Here is an 18,567-nt window from a genome sequence, read left to right as displayed (position 1 = left end):
GGGGAGATGTCCGGCAGGACAGAGGGGGGTGCGCAGGAGCACCACCCTCGGCGGGGTCTGGACGTTGATGCGAACATCCCGCTCCCTCAAACTCGCCCTCCGCTTCGCGCTGCGCGAGATGCGCGGCGGCCTTTCCGGCTTCCTCATCTTCCTCACCTGCATCGCGCTCGGCGTAGGCGCGATCGGCGGCGTCAATTCGGTGGCGCAGGCGATCTCGTCCGGCGTAGCCACCGAGGGCCAGGCGCTGCTCGGCGGCGACATCCGCTTCGCCCTCAACCAGCGCGAGGCGACGCCAGACGAGCGCGCCTTCCTCGACAGGCTCGGCACGCTGGCCGTCAGCGCCGGCATGCGCTCGATGGCGCGCCTGGAGGACGGCTCCGACCAGGCTCTGGTCGAGGCCAAGGCGGTCGACGCCGCCTATCCGCTCTACGGCACGCTCGTCACCCGGCCCGCCCTGCCCGCGCCGGATCTGTTCGCCGAAGAGGACGGGGTCTATGGCGCGGCGGCGGCCGATCTCCTGTTCGAGCGGCTCGGCCTCGAGCCGGGCAGCCGCATCAGGCTCGGCGGCGCCACCTTCGAGCTGCGCGCCGTGCTCGCCTCCGAGCCCGACGCCATCTCCGACGGTTTTGGCTTCGCCCCCCGGCTTCTGGTCTCGTTGGAGGGCCTGCGCGCCTCCGGTCTGGTGCAGCCGGGCAGCCTGGTCGAGCACCAGTACAAGGTCCGCCTGCCCGCCGGCAGCGGCGAGGCCGGCCTTGCCGCGATCCGCGCCGAGGCCGCCGAAAAATTTCCGGAAGCCGGCTGGAGCATCCGCACGCGCACCAGCGCGGCCCCGGCGCTCTCCTCCAACATCGAGCGCTTTTCGCAGTTCCTCACTTTGGTCGGGCTGACGGCGCTGGTGGTCGGCGGCGTCGGTGTGGCCAACGCGGTCGGCGCCTATCTCGACGGCAAGCGCGGCGTCATCGCCACCTTCAAGAGCCTCGGCGCCTCCGGCGGCTTCGTCTTCGCGCTCTATCTCGCGCAGATCCTGATCATCGCCGGCTTCGGCATCGTCATCGGCCTGGCGCTGGCAGCGCTCATGCCGTTCGCCGCGAGCGCCGCCCTTTCCTCCTTCATCCCGGTGCCGGCCGAAGGCGGCGTCTATCCCGGCGCGCTGGCGCTGGCCGCCGGCTTCGGCGTGCTGGTGACGCTTGCCTTCGCCGTCCTGCCGCTGGGGCGCGCCCGCGCCGTGCCGGCGACGGCCCTGTTCCGCGAGATGGGGATCGGCGGCCGCGGTCTTCCGCGCTGGCCCTATGTGGCGCTGGCGATCGGCATCGCCGTCCTGCTGGCGGCGCTGTCCATCTGGTTCGCCACCGACCGTCGCATCGCCACGATCTTCGTCGGCGCCGCCGTGGCGGCCTTCATCGTGCTGCGCGGCGTCGGCCTCGGCGTGCAATGGCTGGCGCGCCGGGCGCCGCGGCTGCGCTCCACCGCGCTGCGGCTCGCCGTCGGCAACATCCACCGCCCCGGCGCGCTGACGCCCTCTGTCGTGCTGTCGCTCGGCCTCGGCCTGACCCTGCTGGTGACGCTGGCGCTGATCGACGGCGACCTGCGGCGCCAGATCTCCGGCAGCCTGCCGGAGCAGGCGCCGAACTTCTTCTTCGTCGACATCCAGGCGGCCGACGTCGACGCCTTCTCCAGTCTGGTCACCGGTCTGGCGCCGGACGGCAAGCTGGTGCGCGTGCCGATGCTGCGCGGCCGCGTCATGGCGCTGAACGGCGTCGACGTGCAGAAGATCACGGTGCCGCCGGAGGGCGCCTGGGTGCTGCGCGGCGACCGCGGCATCACCTATGCGGCGAATATTCCGGAGAACGCGACGCTCAGCGCCGGCGCCTGGTGGCCGCGGGACTATGCCGGCGAGCCGCTGGTCTCGTTCTCCTCGGAAGAGGCCGGCCAGCTCGGCTTGAAGATCGGCGACACGGTGACGGTCAACGTGCTCGGCCGCAACATCACCGCAAGGATCGCCAGCCTGCGCGACGTGCAGTGGGAATCCATGGGCATCAACTTCGTCATGGTGTTCTCGCCCAACACCTTCGCCGGCGCGCCGCATGCCTGGCTCGCTACCCTGATGGCGCCCGACGCCACGCTGGCCGAGGAGGCGCAGGTGCTGAACCAGGTCACCCGCGCCTATCCGGCCGTCACCACGGTCCGGGTCAAGGACGCGCTCGACATCGTCAACCGGCTGGTGGCGCAGCTCGGCACGGCGATCCGCGCCGCGGCAAGCGTCGCCCTGCTCGCCTCCGTGCTGGTGCTGGCCGGCGCGCTCGCCGCCGGCAACCGCGCCCGCATCCACGACGCCGTGGTGCTGAAGACGCTCGGCGCGACGCGGCGCACGCTGATCGCCGCCTTCTCGCTCGAATACATGCTGATCGGCCTGGCCACCGCCGTGTTCGCGCTGGCCGCCGGCGGCGTGGCGGCGTGGTTCGTGGTGACCAGGGTGATGACCCTGCCGTCCAGCTTCTCGCCGGCGGTGGCCGTGTCGACCGTGGCGATCGCGCTGGTGCTCACCGTCGGCATCGGCCTGATCGGCACCTGGCGGGTGCTCGGGCACAAGGCGGCGCCGGTATTGCGGGAACTGTAGGCAACGGGCAGTAGGGCAGTAGGGCAGTAGGGCAGTAGGGCAGTAGGGCAGTAGGGCAGTAGGAGGGAACCGCGAGCTCACGAGGGGGTCAATGGCTTTTGCGAGCGGCCGGCTTTCTCTTGGGCGAATGTCACGATCACGGCCGGGGAGCAGATGTGCCCTACTGCCCTACTGCCCTACTGCCCTACTGCCCTACTGCCCTACTGCCCTACTGCCTGCCTCGCGCAGCGAGGCCCATCAATTTCGTATGAGATCGTAGAAAATCGTAACCTCACGTAGCGTTTCCGCCCGCAACAGGTCTTGTCCTCGCGCGCGAGACGCATCATATTCCGCCACAGGCATGCTGGAGTCCCGCCAGCGGCGCCTGGGCGCGAGCGCCCGACACCCGACGGGGCAGAAGCAACAGAGGAAATCTATGGCTGACCTTCGCAACTATCAGGCGCGCGTCGCTGCGGGTGCCCGCGCAGACGCCGCCATCGACGAGGGCCTGCGCGCCTACATGCTCAAGGTGTACAACCTTATGGCGCTGGGCCTCGCGATCACCGGCATCGCCGCCCTCGGCACCATGATGCTGGCCACCACCAACGATCCGTCCGCGGCGGTCGCCACGCTCGGCAACGGCAAGATGCTGACCTCGCTCGGCGTCGCGCTGTACGGCTCGCCGCTGAAGTGGGTCGTCATGCTCGCGCCGCTCGGCATGGTGTTCTTCCTGAGCGCCCGCGTGCATACGCTGAGCATCTCGGCCGCACAGACCTCGTTCTGGATCTTCGCCGCGCTGATGGGCCTGTCGCTGTCGTCGATCTTCCTGGTCTACACGGCTCAGAGCATCACCCAGACCTTCTTCATCACCGCCGCCGCCTTCGGCGCGCTGTCGCTGTTCGGCTATACCACCAAGCGCGACCTGACCGGCTGGGGCACGTTCCTGTTCATGGGCGTCATCGGCCTCGTCATCGCCATGGTGGTGAACATCTTCCTGGCCTCGCCGGCCCTGCAGTTCGCCATCTCGGCGATTGGCGTGCTGGTGTTCGCCGGCCTGACCGCCTACGACACGCAGAAGATCAAGGAGATGTATTTCGAGGGTGACGAGGTTCTCGTCGCCGGCCGCAAGGCCATCATGGGCGCGCTGACGCTCTACCTCGACTTCATCAACCTGTTCTCCTTCCTGCTGTCGTTCCTCGGCAACCGCGAATAAGCGCCAGCCGAACGAGACTGGACCAAAGGGCGGCCCGCGGGTCGCCCTTTTCTTTTGGAAAAAGCCGCTCTATCCGTAGGCATCCCCGGAGAGTGCCTAGATCATGAGCAGTATTGTCCTGCGCGACGCCGCCGAAGCCGACCTCGACCGCATCACCGACATCTACGCCGACGCCGTCGCCAACGGCACGGCATCCTACGAACTGGAGCCGCCGACGCGCGACGAGATGGCCGCGCGCTTTGCCGCCCTTAAGGCCGGCGGCTATCCGTATGTGGCGGCCGAGACGCCGGACGGTCTCGCCGGCTATGCCTATGCGGGACCGTTCCGGCCGCGCCCGGCCTACCGCTTCGTCGTCGAGGATTCCATCTACATCGCCCCGCAGGCCAAGGGGCAAGGTCTCGGCGCTCTGCTGCTGAAGGAGCTGATCGGCCGCTGCGAGACGCTCGGCTTCCGCCAGATCATCGCCGTGATCGGCGACGGCAGGCCGGACAGCCCCTCGGTGCGGCTGCACGAGAAGCTCGGCTTCCGCCACTCCGGCAAACTCGAAGGCTCGGGCTTCAAGCACGGCCGCTGGCTCGACACGGTGTTCATGCAGCTTGCGCTGAACGGCGGAGCGGGCCGGATACCGGACGCCGACTCCTGGCCGGAGCGACGGTTTCGGGAGAGTAGGGCAGTAGGGCAGTAGGGCAGTAGGGCAGTAGGGCAGTAGGGCAGTAGGGCAGTAGGGCAGTAGGGCAGTAGGGCAGTAGAAAGGGGAGCGCGAACTCACGAAGAGGTCAATGGCTTTGCGAGCGGCCGGCCTTCTCTTGGGCGAATGTCACGATCACGGCCGGGAGCAGATGTGCCTACTGCCCTACTGCCCTACTGCCCTACTGCCCTACTGCCCTACTGCCCTACTGCCCTGCCTACGCCCCGACCAGCCTGAGCTTGCTGTCGAACACGCCCAGCACGCGGCCGAGCTCGTGACCGCGCTTCAGCACCGCGCCGTTCGCCGCCACGACGGAGAACATGCCCTGCTTGCGGGCAAGGCGCGGGTCCTTGACGATCTGGAACAGCGGCAGGTCGTGGGCGCGGCGGTAGACCGAGAAGACGGCCCGCTCGCGCAGATGGTCGATGGCGTAGTCGCGCCACTCGTTGGCGGCGACCATGCGGCCGTAGAGCCTCAGAATCTGGTCGAGCTCGCGGCGGTCGAAAGCGACGGGGATGTCGAGCCGTTCGCGCCTGGCCTCGTGCAGCGGGATCAGTATTGCGGATTCGTCCCCACCCTCCATTCCGCTGCGATCGCTCATCCGCACCTGCCTTTTCGTGACAATTATGCGACCAAGCGTGGCGCGTTCGCCGGTAAATTGCAAGGCGCCGAATCCCTCAACGAAACCTCTCTCACGCAAAATCAATTCTAATCACAAATTGTTTCACAAAGACATGATTGGTGAAGAATCGCCACATTCCCGCCATTTTTTGCACAAGCTGACGCCCCAATGTCCGCCGACTGTAGCCCCGTTGCCTGAGACGGTTCGGTCCGGCACCGGCTCGTAACCCCAAGCCCCCCGCCCACGGGCCCGCGTCGGATCGAACCAACCTCGGCCACGAATGGCCGAGTGATTTCACCAGAATTTGAAGCCGGTGCCGGCGCTCTTGCTGACACCGGTTTTTTGCGCTGCCGGATCAGGCGCCCTGCCCGCCATCGTCGGGCGATCTGCCCCTCCTGTCTGCTCTTTGCTCCCGCGCCTCCTATTTCATCGACGGTCCGTCGGGGCTGCGGATGACCGTGGCACCGAGTATGGGGCCGGGCAGCCCATCCTTGTTGACGGACTGCAGCAGCGCCACGCTGCCGCTCTTCTTGGCGATCTCGCTCATCGGCAGTTCGAAGCGCGTCGACTTGCCCTTCCACACGCCGGCCGTCTGCACGTCGGTGACGGCGTTCCAGTAGGTGATGGTGCTGCCGCCGTTCTCGCCCTGCTCGATGGCGACGGGCTTGGCGTCCTCGTAGAAGACCAGCACCAGATGCGCCTTGCTGTAGATCGGTCCGCTTCCCGTCTCGATCACGATGCTTTCGCCTTCCTGGGTCGCCTTGAGGTCGACCGAGAGGCCCTTGCCGGCGCGGCGCAGCGTGTCGAGCGTGCCGAGCACGGCGGCGCGCTTGGCGCCGTTCACATGCGTGCGGCCGTTGATGACCGCCTGCGGCGTATAGACCGAGCGGACGCCGAGAGCGCGGCCATAGTCGCGCTGCCGATCCGTGTTTTCCGGCTTGGCCAGCGTGTCACGCCAGCCGAGATAGTCCCAGTAGTCGACATGGTAGGCCAGAGCCACCACCTCGCCTTTCCTGACCAGCTCGCTGAACAGCGCGTCGGCCGGCGGGCAGGACTTGCAGCCTTGGCTGGTGAAGAGTTCGACGACCCCGAGCGGCTTGCGCGATTCGGCGGCCAGAGCCCGGCCTGACAAGGCCGTCCAGGCAAATGCCATGAGCGCGCACGCCGCCCGTCTGGTCAGTTTTTCGCGCGTCATGGCGGTTCCAGAACGTCTCGCCGGTGGAACCGGCTTATCTTTTTGTTCACCAAACAATAGGCAGATGGGCATCTCAACGGGAAGTCACGTTGCGGTGAGAGAAGGGGCAGGCGGATGGACTCGGCTCTTTTCGCGCATATCGATCTTTATTGCGAGCGCACCGGCCCGGAATTCTGGTCCGAACCCGTCAACGCCCTGAGCAATCTCGCTTTCATAGCGGCAGGCCTGTGGGGCGTCCATGCCGTACGCAAGCACGGCGCCGGCACATTCGCCACCGTGCTCGCCTGGTGGGTCGTGGCGATCGGCATAGGCTCGACGCTTTTCCATACCTTCGCCACCCAGCTCACCAAATGGGCCGACATCCTGCCGATCGCCGGCTTCACCCTGGCCTACACGCTGTTCACGCTCAGGCGCTTCGCCGGCTTCTCCTGGCCGGCCGCGCTCGCCCTCTTCCTCGGCTTCTACGTCGTCGCCGGAGCCGCCACGGCCATGGTGCCGGACTGGCTGCGCGAGGCCAGCAACGGCTCGACCGGATACCTTCCGCCCTTCCTGGCGCTGATCTTCTTCGGCATCGTGGCGGTCAGGGCGGGCAGCCCGGCCGGCTGGTACAACATCGCCGCCGCCGGCATCTTCGTCGTCTCCGTCACCTGCCGGATGGTCGACCCCGTCGTCTGCGGCGGCTTCCCGCTCGGCACGCATTTCCTCTGGCATGTGCTCAACGGCCTGATGCTCGGCATCGTGCTGATGGCCGTCGCCCGCTACGGCAAGCCGGAGCGGACAGAAGAAAGCCCGCGGACGCGTCTCGCATCCGCGGGCTGATAGTGGCCCTGCGAAGCCCGGCCGTCAGGCCGCCAGGTCGCGCAGCACGTACTGCAAAATGCCGCCGTTCTTGAAATAGTCGAGCTCGTCGACCGTATCGATGCGGCACAGGATCGGCACCTGCTTCACCGTGCCGTCGGCGAAGGTCACCTTGGCCACCATCTTCTGGCGCGGCCGGATCGTTTCCAGCCCGTCTATGGTCACCGTCTCGTCGCCCTTCAGGTTGAGCGAGGCCCACGAGGTTCCCTCCTCGAAGACGAAGGGGATGACGCCCATGCCGACCAGGTTGGAGCGGTGGATGCGCTCGAACGACTGGGCGATGACTGCCTTCACGCCGAGCAGGTTGGTGCCCTTGGCGGCCCAGTCGCGCGACGAGCCGTTGCCGTATTCGATGCCGGCGAAGATCACCAGCGGCACGCCCTCCTGCTTGTAGAGCATGGCCGCGTCGTAGATCGACATCTCCTCCTTGGAGGGATAGTGGATGGTATAGCCGCCCTCCCGGCCGTTCTCGCCCAGCATGTGGTTGCGGATGCGGATGTTGGCGAAGGTGCCGCGCATCATCACCTCATGGTTGCCGCGCCGCGTGCCGTACTGATTGAAGTCGGCGACGCCGACGCCATGGTCGGTGAGATACTTGCCGGCCGGCGACGCCGCCTTGATCGAGCCCGCCGGCGAGATGTGGTCGGTGGTGATCTTGTCGCCGAACAGGCCGAGGATGCGCGCCCCCTGGATCGTGCCGATCGCGCCGGGCTTGCGGTGCATGCCGGCGAAATAGGGCGGGTTCTGCACATAGGTCGACTGGTCGTCCCAGGCATAGGTCTGGCCTTCCGGCACCTTGACCTCCTGCCAGTTGTCGTCGCCCTTGAACACGTCGGCATATTTGCGGGCGAACAGCTCGCGCGTCACATTCTTCTCGATGAACTCCTGGATCTCGGCGGTGGTCGGCCAGATGTCCTTGAGGAAGACCGGCTTGCCGTCGCGATCCTCGCCGAGCGGCTCGGTGGTGAGGTCCTTGGTCACCGTGCCGGCCAATGCGTGCGCCACCACAAGCGGCGGCGAGGCGAGATAGTTGGCCTGCACGTCGGGCGACACGCGGCCCTCGAAGTTGCGGTTGCCCGACAGCACCGCCGCGGCGATCAGGCCCTTGTCGTTGATGGTTTTGGAGATCGGCGCGGGCAGCGGGCCGGAATTGCCGATGCAGGTGGTGCAGCCGAAGCCGACCAGGTTGAAGCCGATCTGGTCGAGCTCCTTCTGCAGGCCTGACTTCTCCAGATATTCCGCCACGACCTGCGATCCCGGCGCCAGCGAGGTTTTCACCCACGGCTTCTGCTTGAGGCCGAGGCGGTTGGCGTTGCGCGCCAGCAGGCCGGCGCCGATCAGCACCGACGGGTTGGAGGTGTTGGTGCAGGAGGTGATGGCGGCGATCACCACGTCGCCGTGGCCGAGATCGAAATTCTCGCCCTCGACATCGTAGCGGCGGCCGACGTCGACCGTCTTCTTGTACTCTTTCTCCATTGCGGCGGCGAAGCCGGCGGCGATGCCCTCCAGCGCCACGCGGCCCTCCGGACGCTTCGGCCCGGCCATCGACGGCACCACCTCGCCGAGGTCGAGTTCCAGCAGGTCGGTGAACACCGGGTCGGCCGACGAGGCGTCGCGCCACATGCCCTGCGCCTTCGAATAGGCCTCCACCAGCTCGATCCGTGCCTCCGAGCGGCCGGACATGGTGAGGTAGCGGACGGTCTCGGCGTCGACCGGGAAGAAACCGCAGGTCGCGCCGTATTCCGGCGCCATGTTGCCGATGGTGGCGCGGTCGGCCAGCGTCATGTTGGAGAGGCCGGGCCCGAAGAACTCGACGAACTTGCCGACCACGCCCTTCTTGCGCAGCATCTGCGTGACGGTGAGCACCAGGTCGGTGGCGGTGACGCCCTCCCTGAGCCTGCCGGTGAGGCGGAAGCCGATCACCTCCGGCAGCAGCATCGACACCGGCTGGCCGAGCATGGCCGCCTCCGCCTCGATGCCGCCGACGCCCCAGCCGAGCACGCCGAGGCCGTTGATCATGGTGGTGTGCGAATCGGTGCCGACGCAGGTGTCGGGATAGGCGGTCGTCTCGCCGTCCTCGCTGTTGGTCCACACCACCTGGCCGAGATATTCGAGGTTGACCTGGTGGCAGATGCCGGTGCCGGGCGGCACGACGCGGAAATTGCGGAACGCCTGCTGGCCCCATTTCAGGAACTTGTAGCGCTCCTGGTTGCGCTCGTATTCGAGCTCGACGTTGCGGGCGAAGGCCATCGGCGTGCCGAACTCGTCGACGATGACGGAATGGTCGATGACCAGGTCGACCGGCACCAGCGGGTTGATCTTCTGCGGGTCGCCGCCGAGCGAAGCCAAGCCGTCGCGCATCGCCGCCAGGTCGACCACCGCCGGCACGCCGGTGAAGTCCTGCATGAGGACGCGCGCGGGCCGATAGGCGATCTCGACGCCGGCGGTGCCCTTGTCGGTCAGCCAGCCGGCGACCGCCTGGATGCTCTCCTTGGTGACGGAACGGCCGTCCTCGTTGCGCAGCAGGTTTTCCAGCAGCACCTTCATCGAATAGGGAAGCTGCGAGACGCCGGCGAGGCCGTTCTTCTCGGCCTCGATCAGGTTGTAATAGACATAGTCCGCCCCGCCCGCGGTCAGGGTGCGGCGGCAGTTGAAACTGTCGAGAGATTTGGACACGGATGACCCCATCTAGTCTGTTCTGCCTTCGAGGGAACGGACTCCGATGGGCATGCAATCACGCGCAAAGGTGCGGGTACGGCCATTTCCGCTGTCCGCTCCCAAGCGCCCGGAGGGCCGTGGAGAACGGCTCGGGCGCTGGTCCGGCACATAAAAAGGTTGCCTTCCCCGACCGCTGGGGTTGGTATCCCGCATATAGAGAAATTCCTGGAATAGTTCTAGAGACGGAATCGGCAATTTTGCTGCGCCGCGAAGCGGCCGTGATGAGACTTTCGGCGAAAGGAAACCGATGCGGCTGAGCGCCGAAGAACTCAGCGGCGAGCGCGGCGGCGAGATGGTTTTTTCGGACGTTTCCTTTGCGTTGTGCGCCGGCGATGCGCTGGTCGTCAGCGGCCCCAACGGCTCCGGCAAATCGACCTTGCTGCGCATCGTCGCGGGGCTGCTTCCGGCCGCCGGCGGCCGCCTCTCCTTCGACGCGACGGAGAGTTTCCCGACGCTCGCCTCCGCATGCCACTATCTCGGCCACCAGAACGCCATGAAGACGGCGCTGACGGTCGCCGAAAATCTCGGCTTCTGGCGCGATTTCCTCGGCACGCCGCTGAACCCGGTCGACGACGCTCTGGAGCAAGTCGGCCTCGGCGGCCTCGGCCACCTGCCCTATGCCGTGCTGTCGACCGGCCAGAAGCGCCGCGCGGCAATCGCCCGCCTGCTCGTCGCCCATCGCCCCGTCTGGCTGCTCGACGAGCCGACCGCCGGGTTGGACGCGGCTTCCGAGGCGCGGTTCGGGGAGTTGATGGCGGCGCATCGGCGCGACGGCGGCATCGTCATAGGGGCGACCCACCTGCCGCTCGGGCTGGAAGGGGCGGGGGAGTTGCGGATGGGGGAGACGTGATGACGTTCTGGAGCGTTGCGCCCCTTCGCACCCCCCTCTGTCCTGAGCCTGTCGAATGGGCCGGACATCTCGCCCGCAAGGGGGGAGATCGGCTGTCATCTCTGCCTTCGCCAATCACCAACGTTGCAGGGAGGGCGCTGGCAAAGAAGCTGCCGATCTCCCCCCTTGCGGGGGAGATGTCCGGCCCGTTCGACAGGCTCAGGACAGAGGGGGGTGCGAAGAAACGCAGGCCTTTCCTCGCGATCGATCACTCGCCCCGCCCATGCTAGCCCTCTTCCTCCGCGACCTGCGTCTGGGCATCCGCGCCGGCGGCGGCGCGCTCACCGGCATCGTCTTCTTCCTCGCCGTGGTGGCGACCATTCCGTTCGGCATCGGCCCCGACCTCGACCTGCTCGCCCGCATCGGCCCGGCGATCGTCTGGATCGGCGCGCTGCTCGCCTCGCTGCTCGGCCTCGATCGGCTGTTCCAGGCCGACCGCGAGGACGGCTCGCTCGACCTGCTGGTGCTCGCCGACGAGCGCCACATGCTGGCGCTGACCGTGCTGGTGAAGTGCCTCGCCCACTGGACGGCGAGCGTGCTGCCGCTGGCCGTCGCCTCGCCGCTGCTCGGCCTGTTCATGAATGTCGAGCCCGCCGGCCTCGCCGCCGCGCTTGCCACGCTTCTGGTCGGCACGCCGGCCATCACCTTTATCGGCGCCGCCGGTGCCGCGGTCGCCGTCGCCCTGCCGCGCGGCGGGCTGATGATCTCGGTGCTGGTGCTGCCGCTCGCCATCCCGGCGCTGATCTTCGGCGTCTCGGCCACCTACGGCGCCATCGCCGACCCGGCGCCGTTCCTGCCGCCCTTCCTCATCCTGTGCGCCATCACCCTGTTTTCCGCTGTGGTCGGTCCGCTTGCCGCCGCCGCCGCCTTGCGGCATGCCGACTGAGCGCCGCGATTTGGCCGCACCTTGCGCGAATTGTCGGTGCGGCCGCGAAAAGCTAGGGTGGTGCGTCCTCCGAGGCTCGCCCTCAAGGATAAGGGCAGGCTTGCGACGCGTTTTGCGGGCCCGCCCACAAATACACCATTTCGCTGATACAAGGTGCGGGCCGGCCCGACGCCGGCGATAAGGGCAAATCATCTGCGGGCGAGCCTCGAAGGACGCACGGAACCCATCTGGAGCGGCAAAAAAATGTCCGCGCATGCGCTTTATGTCACCGCCGCCTATGCGGCCTCGATCGCCGGCCTGGCCGGCCTGATCGGCTGGATCCTACTCGACGGCCGCGCCCGCCGGCGCGAGCTGGCGGAGCTGGAGGCGAGCGGCATCCGCCGACGTTCCGACAGGAGCGCCTCGTGAGCGCCGAGCGGACCGGCATCCCCGAAGCCGGAGAGGCCCGGCCGAAACGTCCGCATATGTTGTGGGCGGTGCTGCCGCTGGCGATTTTTCTGGCGCTGGCGGCGCTGTTCTTCGTGCAGCTGATGTCGGGCCGCGACATCGCGGCGGTGCCGTCGGCGCTGATCGGCGCGCCGGCACCCGAGACCAGCCTGCCGCCGGTCGAGGGCCTCGGCCTGCCGGGGCTGGACTCCTCCGCCTTCGCCGGCAAGGTGACGCTTGTGAATGTCTGGGGTTCCTGGTGCGGCCCCTGCCGCGAGGAGCACCCGATCCTGATGGCACTGGCCGAGGACAAGCGCTTCGCCATCGCCGGCCTGAACTACAAGGATCAGCCGGAGAACGCCCGCCGCTTCCTCGGCGACCTCGGCAACCCGTTCTCGGCCGTCGGCGCCGACAGCAGCGGCCGCGCCGCCATCGACTGGGGCGTCTACGGTGTGCCCGAGACCTTCGTGGTCGGGCGCGATGGAAAGATCCTCTACAAGCATGTCGGCCCGCTCACCCCGCAAAGCGCCCGGGCCCTGCTGCTGCCGGAGATCGAAAAGGCGCTGGCGGCGCGATAACCGTTCTCGAAGGCAGGGCAATCGCATGTGAGTTACCCCCACCCCTAACCCGTGCCCTCAAGGGGGAGGGAGACCGGCTTGCAGCTCTGCCAGGCGCCAAACGTTGACGATTTCGCTCGGCATGGCGGCCGCAAAGTCCCCCTCCCCCGTGAGGGGAGGGGTTAGGGGTGGGGGTGTCGGACGCGCGGATCTTCCAGAATTCCCATGCGACTGCCTTTCCTGACAACGAGCGACAAAAAAACGGCCGCCGGTTGCCGGGCGGCCGTTTACGCACTGCTACATAGGGCCGGCTTACTTGCCGTAGACTTCCCGATAGGCGTGCTGGAGCATGTCGGCGCGGCTGCCGTTGATGTCGGCGAGGTCGCGCGAGGTCATGCCCATGATCTCGTCGACCAGCCGGTTGTAGTGGCGGCGCTTGGCGATGCGGTCACGCGTGGTGTTGATCAGAGTGGAAAACATGTGCGAGGTCCCTGTGCTGGACCGCCTCTCGGCGGTCGAAATTGGTCCTCCCTTCGCACTGCTATATTGGCATGATTGGCGTGCACTGCAACATCGTATGTTGCAACGCAGCAATGCTGTCCGCGCATAGCGTCTTTACAAAGACTTACCCGATCCGCATGGCTGAGCAGTCGCTCACCACATCGACTCGCGATACGCGTTGTCGAGCCAGCGGTCGGTCTGCTCGGCGCTTTCGGCCAGCGCCAGCTGATCCTTGAGGATCTCGCCCAGCGTCGGCATTTCGGCGCGCGGCGGCCATTTCTCCGGAGCCCACAGGTCGGAGCGCAGGAATGCCTTGGCGCAATGCATGTAGACGGCCCGCGCCTTCACCACGATGACGCTCTGCGGCGCCTTGCCGTCGACTGCCAGTGTCTCGCGTAGGTCCTGGTCCAGCGTGATCCGCGCCTCGCCGTTGACGCGCAGCGTCTCGTTCATGCCGGGAATGAGGAACAGCAGCCCAACCGCCGGATTGGCGATGATGTTCTCCAGCGTGTCCAGCCGGTTGTTGCCCGGCCGGTCGGGGATGGCCAGCGTGATGTCGTCCAGCACCGCGACGAAGCCCGGCCTGTCGCCCTTCGGCGTCACGTCGGCATTGCCGTTGCCGTCGGACGAGCCGATCAGCACGAACGGGCTTTTGGCGATGAAATTGCGGCAATGGCCGTCGAGAACGCGCAGCTCCTTGCGCAGCGACGGCTCCGACGCCGGTTTGTAGTGCGCCCGCAACGCCTCGCGCGTCGAGATGAAATCCACCGTCCCCTCCTCCTATTTCCGCCCCTGCGGCTCCTCGAGCGAATGCCGCATGATCATCGGCATCTGGCTCAGCGTGAACAGCAGGGTGATCGGCATGATGCCCCACACCTTGAACGCCACCCAGGCATCGGTCGAGAAATTCCGCCACACCACCTCGTTGGCAAGGGCCAGGAACAGGAAAAACAGCCCCCAGCGCAGCGTCAGCTTGCGCCAGCCCTCGGCATCGAGCCGGAAGGCGGAATCGAAGACATAGCCGAGCAGCGACTTGCCGAAGGCCAGCCCGCCGAGCAGCACCACCCCGAACAGCGTGTTGACGATGGTCGGCTTCATCTTGATGAAGACGTCGTCCTGCAGCCACAGCGTCAGCGCCCCGAACACGAACACGACGATGCCCGAGACCAGCGGCATCATCGGCAGCGTGCGGGTGAGCACCCAGGAGACGGCGAGCGCGATTGCCGTCGCCACCATGAACAGGCCGGTGGCGACGAAGATCGGCCCGCCCAGTTCGGCAAGTGCCGGAAACCGTTCGACCAGCCACGCACCCCGCGTGTTGGCGAAGAAGAACACCAGCAGCGGCCCGAGCTCCAGCACGAGCTTCAGCAGCGGGTTGATCTCCTTCTTGCGCGGGTCGGAGGGGTCGCGTTCGAGGATGGGCTTGCTCATGGCTTGCTTGGTTCAATCTCTGACAACGGCGTTGCTGGAAACCTCTCACTCCTGCGCACCCCCCTCTGTCCTGCCGGACATCTCCCCCGCAAGGGGGGAGATTCGCAATTTCGGCGAGTCGCTTCTCCGGCAACGGTGACGGCAGGCGAAAGCGGAAGCGAAGGCTGATCTCCCCCCTTGCGGGGGAGATGTCCGGCAGGACAGAGGGGGGTGCGCAGGTGTGAGGGTTCTAAAAGCATCTCCTACCCTACCCCCGCGATCGCCTTGGCGAAATCGCCGGCCGAGAAGGGCTCGAGATCGTCAACCTGCTCGCCGACGCCGATGAAATAGACCGGCAGCTTGTGTTTCGCCGCGATGGCGACGAGGATGCCGCCGCGCGCCGTGCCGTCGAGTTTTGTCATCACCAGCCCGTTGACGCCGGCGACGTTGCGGAAGATCTCGACCTGGTTGAGCGCGTTCTGCCCGGTAGTCGCATCCACCGTCTGCAGCACCGTGTGCGGCGCCTCCGGATCGTGCTTGCCGAGCACGCGCACGATCTTCTCCAGCTCCGCCATCAGCTCGGCCTTGTTCTGCAGCCGCCCGGCCGTGTCGATGATCAGCACGTCCGAGCCGGCTTCGCGCGCCTTCTCGAAGGCGTCCCAGGCAAGGCCCGCCGCATCCGCCCCGAGTTTTGACGACACCACCGGCGAGCCGGTGCGCTCGCCCCAGATCTTCAGCTGCTCGATCGCCGCGGCGCGAAAAGTGTCGCCCGCCGCCAACATCACCGATAGCCCGCCCTGGCTGAGCTTGGCGGCCAGCTTGCCGATGGTCGTGGTCTTCCCGGTGCCGTTGACGCCGACCACCAGGATGACATGCGGCTTATGGCTGAGATCGAGCTCCAGCGGCCGCGCCACCGGCCCCAGCACCTTCTCCACCTCCTGCGCCATGATGGCGCGCACTTCCGCGTCGGAGACGTCCTTGCCGTAGCGCGACGAAGCCAGCGTGTCGGTGACGCGCAGCGCCGTCTCCATGCCGAGGTCGGCGCGGATCAGCACGTCCTCCAGCTCCTCCAGCGTCTCCTCGTCGAGCTTGCGCTTGGTGAAGATGCCGGCGATCGATCCGGTCAGCTCGCGCGACGAACGCGACAGCCCGTCGCGCAGCCGCTGGAACCAGCTTTTGCGCGGCTCGGCTGCCGGCGCGGCCGGCTCAGGCTCCGCCTTCTTCTCCACCGCCTTGCCGACGGTGACTTTTCCGGGGGCGGCCGGCTCGGCGTCCTCTCCCCCTTTGAGGGGGCTTCGAGGTCGATCTTCCGATCGAGCCGGGGGCTCGATCGTCGGCCGAGAAGGCCGGGGAGATTGCGGAGCAATCGGGGCCCCCGGCAAGCCCGAAGGGCCAGAGGGGGTAACCTCGGCAGCGCTCGGCGCTTCTTCGGCAACGCGGGCGACGGGAGAAGAAGCGTCCCGCGCTTCATCGGCAACCCCTCCCCGGTCGGCTTCGCCGACCGGCCCTCCCCTCAAGGGGGAGGGGGGCGTTGGCTCGGCGTCCTCTCCCCCCTTGAGGGGGCTTCGAGGCCGATCTTCCGATCGAGCCGGGGGCTCGATCGTCGGCCGAGAAGGCCGGGGAGATTGCGGAGCAATCGGGGCCCCCGGCAAGCCCGAAGGGCCAGAGGGGGTAATCTCGGCAGCGCGCGGCGCTTCTTCGGCAACGCGGGCGACGGGAGAAGAAGCGTCCCGCGCTTCATCGGCAACCCCTCCCCGGTCGGCTTCGCCGACCGACCCTCCCCTCGAGGGGGAGGGGGGCGTCGCGCCTGCCTCGGCGTCCTCTCCCCCCTCGAGGGGGAGATGGCCCGAAGGGCCAGAGGGGGTAACCTCGGCAGCGCTCGGCGGGGGCGTTTCCGCCGGCTCTTGCGGCACCTCGGCAGGCGCAACCTCGTCCGGCACCTCGGGCGTTACCGGCTCTTGCGGCACTTCGGGCCTGGCCGGCTCACTCGGCACCACCGGCTCGGCCGGAGCCGGTATCTCCGGCCTCGCCGGTTCCGGCGCTACGTCCGGCTCGGCCGGCTCAGGCACCACTTCCGGCTTGACTGGTTCGGGCTCGATCTCCGGCTTTGCCGGCGGGCTCGGAACGTCCGGTTCGTTCGGCGGCCCCGGCTTTGCGGGCTCTGCTGGCGTTTCGGGTTGGGGGGCCGGTTCGATCGCAGGCTTGGCCGCAGAAGAAGCGTCCCGCGCTTCATCGGCAACCCCGCCCCGGTCGGCTTCGCCGACCGACCCTCCCCTCGAGGGGGAGGGAGGCGTCGCGCCAGGCTTCAGCGCATCGAGGTTGAGCGGCGGCAGCGGCTCGTCCTCGGCAGGCCGTTCCTCGACCTGCTTCTTGCCGAACGAAAAGACCTTCTTGATGAATCCGAATGCCATGCCCTTGCCTTGCTCAGGCCGCGCGCGCGGCAGGCGCCGCCGCGACCAGCCGCTCGCCGTCATGCCCGGCGATCCCAGCCGTCACGATCTCGCCGGGCGCGCCGGTATCGATCGCGGCAAGCGTGAACCCTTCGGTGCGGCCGAGCCCCGGCCGCTCGACCAGGATCTCCTGGGTAGAGCCGACCAGCGCATCCAGATGCCGCCGATAGGCGGCCGCGCCGGCCGCCCTCAGCCGCGCCGCCCGCACCTTGACGACCGCGCCGTCGACCTGCGGCATGCGCGCAGCCGGCGTACCCTTGCGCGGGCTGAACGGGAAGACGTGCAGGTGCGTCAGGCCGCACTCCTCGACGATCTTCAGCGAGTTCTCGAACATCGCCTCGGTCTCGGTCGGGAAACCGGCGATAATGTCGGCGCCGAACACGATTTCCGGCCGGATTGCACGGATTTCCGCGCAGAACCGGATGGAATCCTCGCGCAGATGACGTCTTTTCATGCGCTTCAAAATCATGTCGTCGCCGGCCTGCAGCGACAGATGCAGGTGCGGCATCAGCCGCCGATCGCCGCCGATCGCCTCGATCAGCTCGGGATCGGCCTCGATGGAATCGATCGACGACAGCCGCAACCGCCGGAGATCCGGCACCTGGCGAAGGATCGTCTTCACCAGCCGCCCGAGCTTCGGCGCGCCGGGCAGGTCGGCGCCGTAGCTGGTCATGTCGACGCCGGTCAGCACCACCTCGGCATAACCGTTGCCGACGAGCCGCTTGACCTGCTCGACCACCGCGCCCATCGGCACCGAACGCGAATTGCCGCGGCCGTAGGGGATGATGCAGAAGGTGCAGCGGTGGTCGCAGCCGTTCTGCACCTGCACGAAGGCGCGCGCCCTGCCCTCGATGGCGTCGACCATGTGGCCGGCCGTCTCGCGCACGGAGAAGATGTCGTTGACCCGCGCCTTCTCGAAATCATTGACGCCGAAATCCGGCAGCGCCCGGTAATTGTGCGCCTTCAGCTTCTCCTCGTTGCCGAGCACGAGGTCGACCTCGTCCATGCCGGCGAAGCTGTCCGGATCGGTCTGGGCGGCGCAGCCGGTGACGATGATGCGCGCTGCAGGATTCTCGCGGCGCGCCTTGCGGATCGCCTGGCGCGCCTGCCGCACCGCCTCGCCGGTGACGGCGCAGGTGTTGAAGATGACGGCGCCGCCGGCAAGCCCGCCCAGCCCCGCCGCCTCCGCCTCGCGCCGCATGACTTCCGACTCATAGGTGTTGAGCCGGCAGCCGAAAGTGACGACGTCTATGCCCTTGGGAAGAGGCGCCATCAGCTCGACTTTCCAGCGGCGATACCCCCACCCCTGACCCCTCCCCTCAAGGGGGAGAGGAATTTTGCGGCCGCCATGCCGAGCGAAACCGTCGCTGAATTGCGCCGAGCGGAGATGCCGGCCGGTTCCCCTCCCCCTTGAGGGGAGGGGTTAGGGGTGGTCCAGACCGGGCAGATTGTTGACAGAATGGACCGGCGAGATGGTTGACAGATTAGCGTGTCGGCAGGGGAAGGAGCCTGCCGATGGTTTGGACTGGAGCGAGCATCGAGGAAGTGAAGCGCCGGT

Annotated in this window: 16 protein-coding genes; 8 read left to right on the top strand and 8 right to left on the bottom strand. The window is 67.5% G+C overall.

What is annotated here, in order from left to right:
• Positions 1-67: 67 nt before the first annotated feature.
• From C7I84_RS25575 to C7I84_RS25565, 3 genes are all read left to right on the top strand, one after another.
• Positions 68-2,617 carry an ABC transporter permease gene (locus tag C7I84_RS25575; RefSeq protein WP_106775053.1) on the top strand — a complete coding sequence of 850 codons (2,550 nt, stop codon included), beginning with the start codon at positions 68-70 and terminating at the stop codon, positions 2,615-2,617.
• 415 nt (positions 2,618-3,032) lie between these two features.
• Positions 3,033-3,809: a Bax inhibitor-1/YccA family protein gene (locus C7I84_RS25570; protein WP_106775052.1), complete on the top strand. Its 777-nt coding sequence runs from the start codon at positions 3,033-3,035 to the stop codon at positions 3,807-3,809.
• A 103-nt stretch (positions 3,810-3,912) separates the two neighbouring features.
• Positions 3,913-4,494: a GNAT family N-acetyltransferase gene (locus C7I84_RS25565; RefSeq protein ID WP_106775051.1), complete on the top strand. Its 582-nt coding sequence runs from the start codon at positions 3,913-3,915 to the stop codon at positions 4,492-4,494.
• A 220-nt stretch (positions 4,495-4,714) separates the two neighbouring features.
• Here the strand turns inward: C7I84_RS25565 and C7I84_RS25560 are convergent, their stop codons facing one another.
• Together C7I84_RS25560 and C7I84_RS25555 are read right to left on the bottom strand one after the other, a co-directional pair.
• Positions 4,715-5,098: a DUF2794 domain-containing protein gene (locus C7I84_RS25560; RefSeq protein WP_106775050.1), complete on the bottom strand. Its 384-nt coding sequence runs from the start codon at positions 5,096-5,098 to the stop codon at positions 4,715-4,717.
• 442 nt (positions 5,099-5,540) lie between these two features.
• Complete coding sequence (locus C7I84_RS25555) at positions 5,541-6,314, bottom strand: DUF1223 domain-containing protein (protein ID WP_106775049.1); 774 nt, start codon at positions 6,312-6,314, stop codon at positions 5,541-5,543.
• 114 nt (positions 6,315-6,428) lie between these two features.
• Between C7I84_RS25555 and C7I84_RS25550 the strand changes: the two genes are divergently transcribed.
• Positions 6,429-7,133, top strand: coding sequence for a ceramidase domain-containing protein (locus C7I84_RS25550; protein ID WP_106775048.1), 705 nt, complete (start codon positions 6,429-6,431; stop codon positions 7,131-7,133).
• 24 nt (positions 7,134-7,157) lie between these two features.
• On the opposite strand, the gene acnA is transcribed toward C7I84_RS25550, so the two are convergent.
• Positions 7,158-9,860: an aconitate hydratase AcnA gene (gene acnA / locus C7I84_RS25545; protein WP_207771071.1), complete on the bottom strand. Its 2,703-nt coding sequence runs from the start codon at positions 9,858-9,860 to the stop codon at positions 7,158-7,160.
• A 277-nt stretch (positions 9,861-10,137) separates the two neighbouring features.
• Here acnA and ccmA point away from each other — a divergent pair, with 277 nt between their 5' ends.
• The 4 genes from ccmA (at position 10,138) to C7I84_RS25520 (ending at position 12,669) form a co-directional block, all read left to right on the top strand.
• Entirely contained in the window at positions 10,138-10,740 is a 603-nt protein-coding gene (gene ccmA, locus C7I84_RS25540; protein ID WP_106775047.1) for a heme ABC exporter ATP-binding protein CcmA, read from the top strand.
• A 262-nt stretch (positions 10,741-11,002) separates the two neighbouring features.
• Complete coding sequence (gene ccmB / locus C7I84_RS25530; protein ID WP_106775045.1) at positions 11,003-11,665, top strand: heme exporter protein CcmB; 663 nt, start codon at positions 11,003-11,005, stop codon at positions 11,663-11,665.
• A gap of 243 nt (positions 11,666-11,908) precedes the next feature.
• A complete protein-coding gene (ccmD, locus tag C7I84_RS25525; RefSeq protein ID WP_106775044.1) occupies positions 11,909-12,073 on the top strand; it encodes a heme exporter protein CcmD in 165 nt (54 codons plus the stop codon).
• 56 nt (positions 12,074-12,129) lie between these two features.
• The gene (locus C7I84_RS25520; RefSeq protein ID WP_106775043.1) at positions 12,130-12,669 is read left to right on the top strand and encodes a DsbE family thiol:disulfide interchange protein; all 540 of its coding nucleotides are present in this window, start codon (positions 12,130-12,132) and stop codon (positions 12,667-12,669) included.
• A 291-nt stretch (positions 12,670-12,960) separates the two neighbouring features.
• On the opposite strand, the gene C7I84_RS30205 is transcribed toward C7I84_RS25520, so the two are convergent.
• The 5 genes from C7I84_RS30205 to mtaB form a co-directional block, all read right to left on the bottom strand.
• Complete coding sequence (locus tag C7I84_RS30205) at positions 12,961-13,128, bottom strand: hypothetical protein (RefSeq protein ID WP_165816217.1); 168 nt, start codon at positions 13,126-13,128, stop codon at positions 12,961-12,963.
• A 174-nt stretch (positions 13,129-13,302) separates the two neighbouring features.
• Entirely contained in the window at positions 13,303-13,917 is a 615-nt protein-coding gene (locus C7I84_RS25515) for a pyridoxamine 5'-phosphate oxidase family protein (protein ID WP_106775042.1), read from the bottom strand.
• Between the two features lie 12 nt (positions 13,918-13,929).
• Complete coding sequence (locus C7I84_RS25510; RefSeq protein WP_106775041.1) at positions 13,930-14,580, bottom strand: septation protein A; 651 nt, start codon at positions 14,578-14,580, stop codon at positions 13,930-13,932.
• 242 nt (positions 14,581-14,822) lie between these two features.
• A complete protein-coding gene (gene ftsY / locus C7I84_RS30745; RefSeq protein WP_425351401.1) occupies positions 14,823-16,235 on the bottom strand; it encodes a signal recognition particle-docking protein FtsY in 1,413 nt (470 codons plus the stop codon).
• Positions 16,236-16,983: 748 nt separating this feature from the next.
• On the bottom strand, positions 16,984-18,282 hold the full coding sequence (gene mtaB, locus C7I84_RS25500) for a tRNA (N(6)-L-threonylcarbamoyladenosine(37)-C(2))-methylthiotransferase MtaB (RefSeq protein ID WP_106775040.1): 1,299 nt from the start codon (positions 18,280-18,282) through the stop codon (positions 16,984-16,986).
• Between the last annotated feature and the right edge of the window lie 285 nt (positions 18,283-18,567).

The organism is Kumtagia ephedrae, assembly GCF_003012745.1.
Taxonomy (GTDB): Bacteria; Pseudomonadota; Alphaproteobacteria; order Rhizobiales; family Rhizobiaceae; genus Kumtagia; species Kumtagia ephedrae.
Note: the sequence above shows the minus strand (reverse complement) of the source record. Positions and strands in the feature narration are given on the sequence as shown.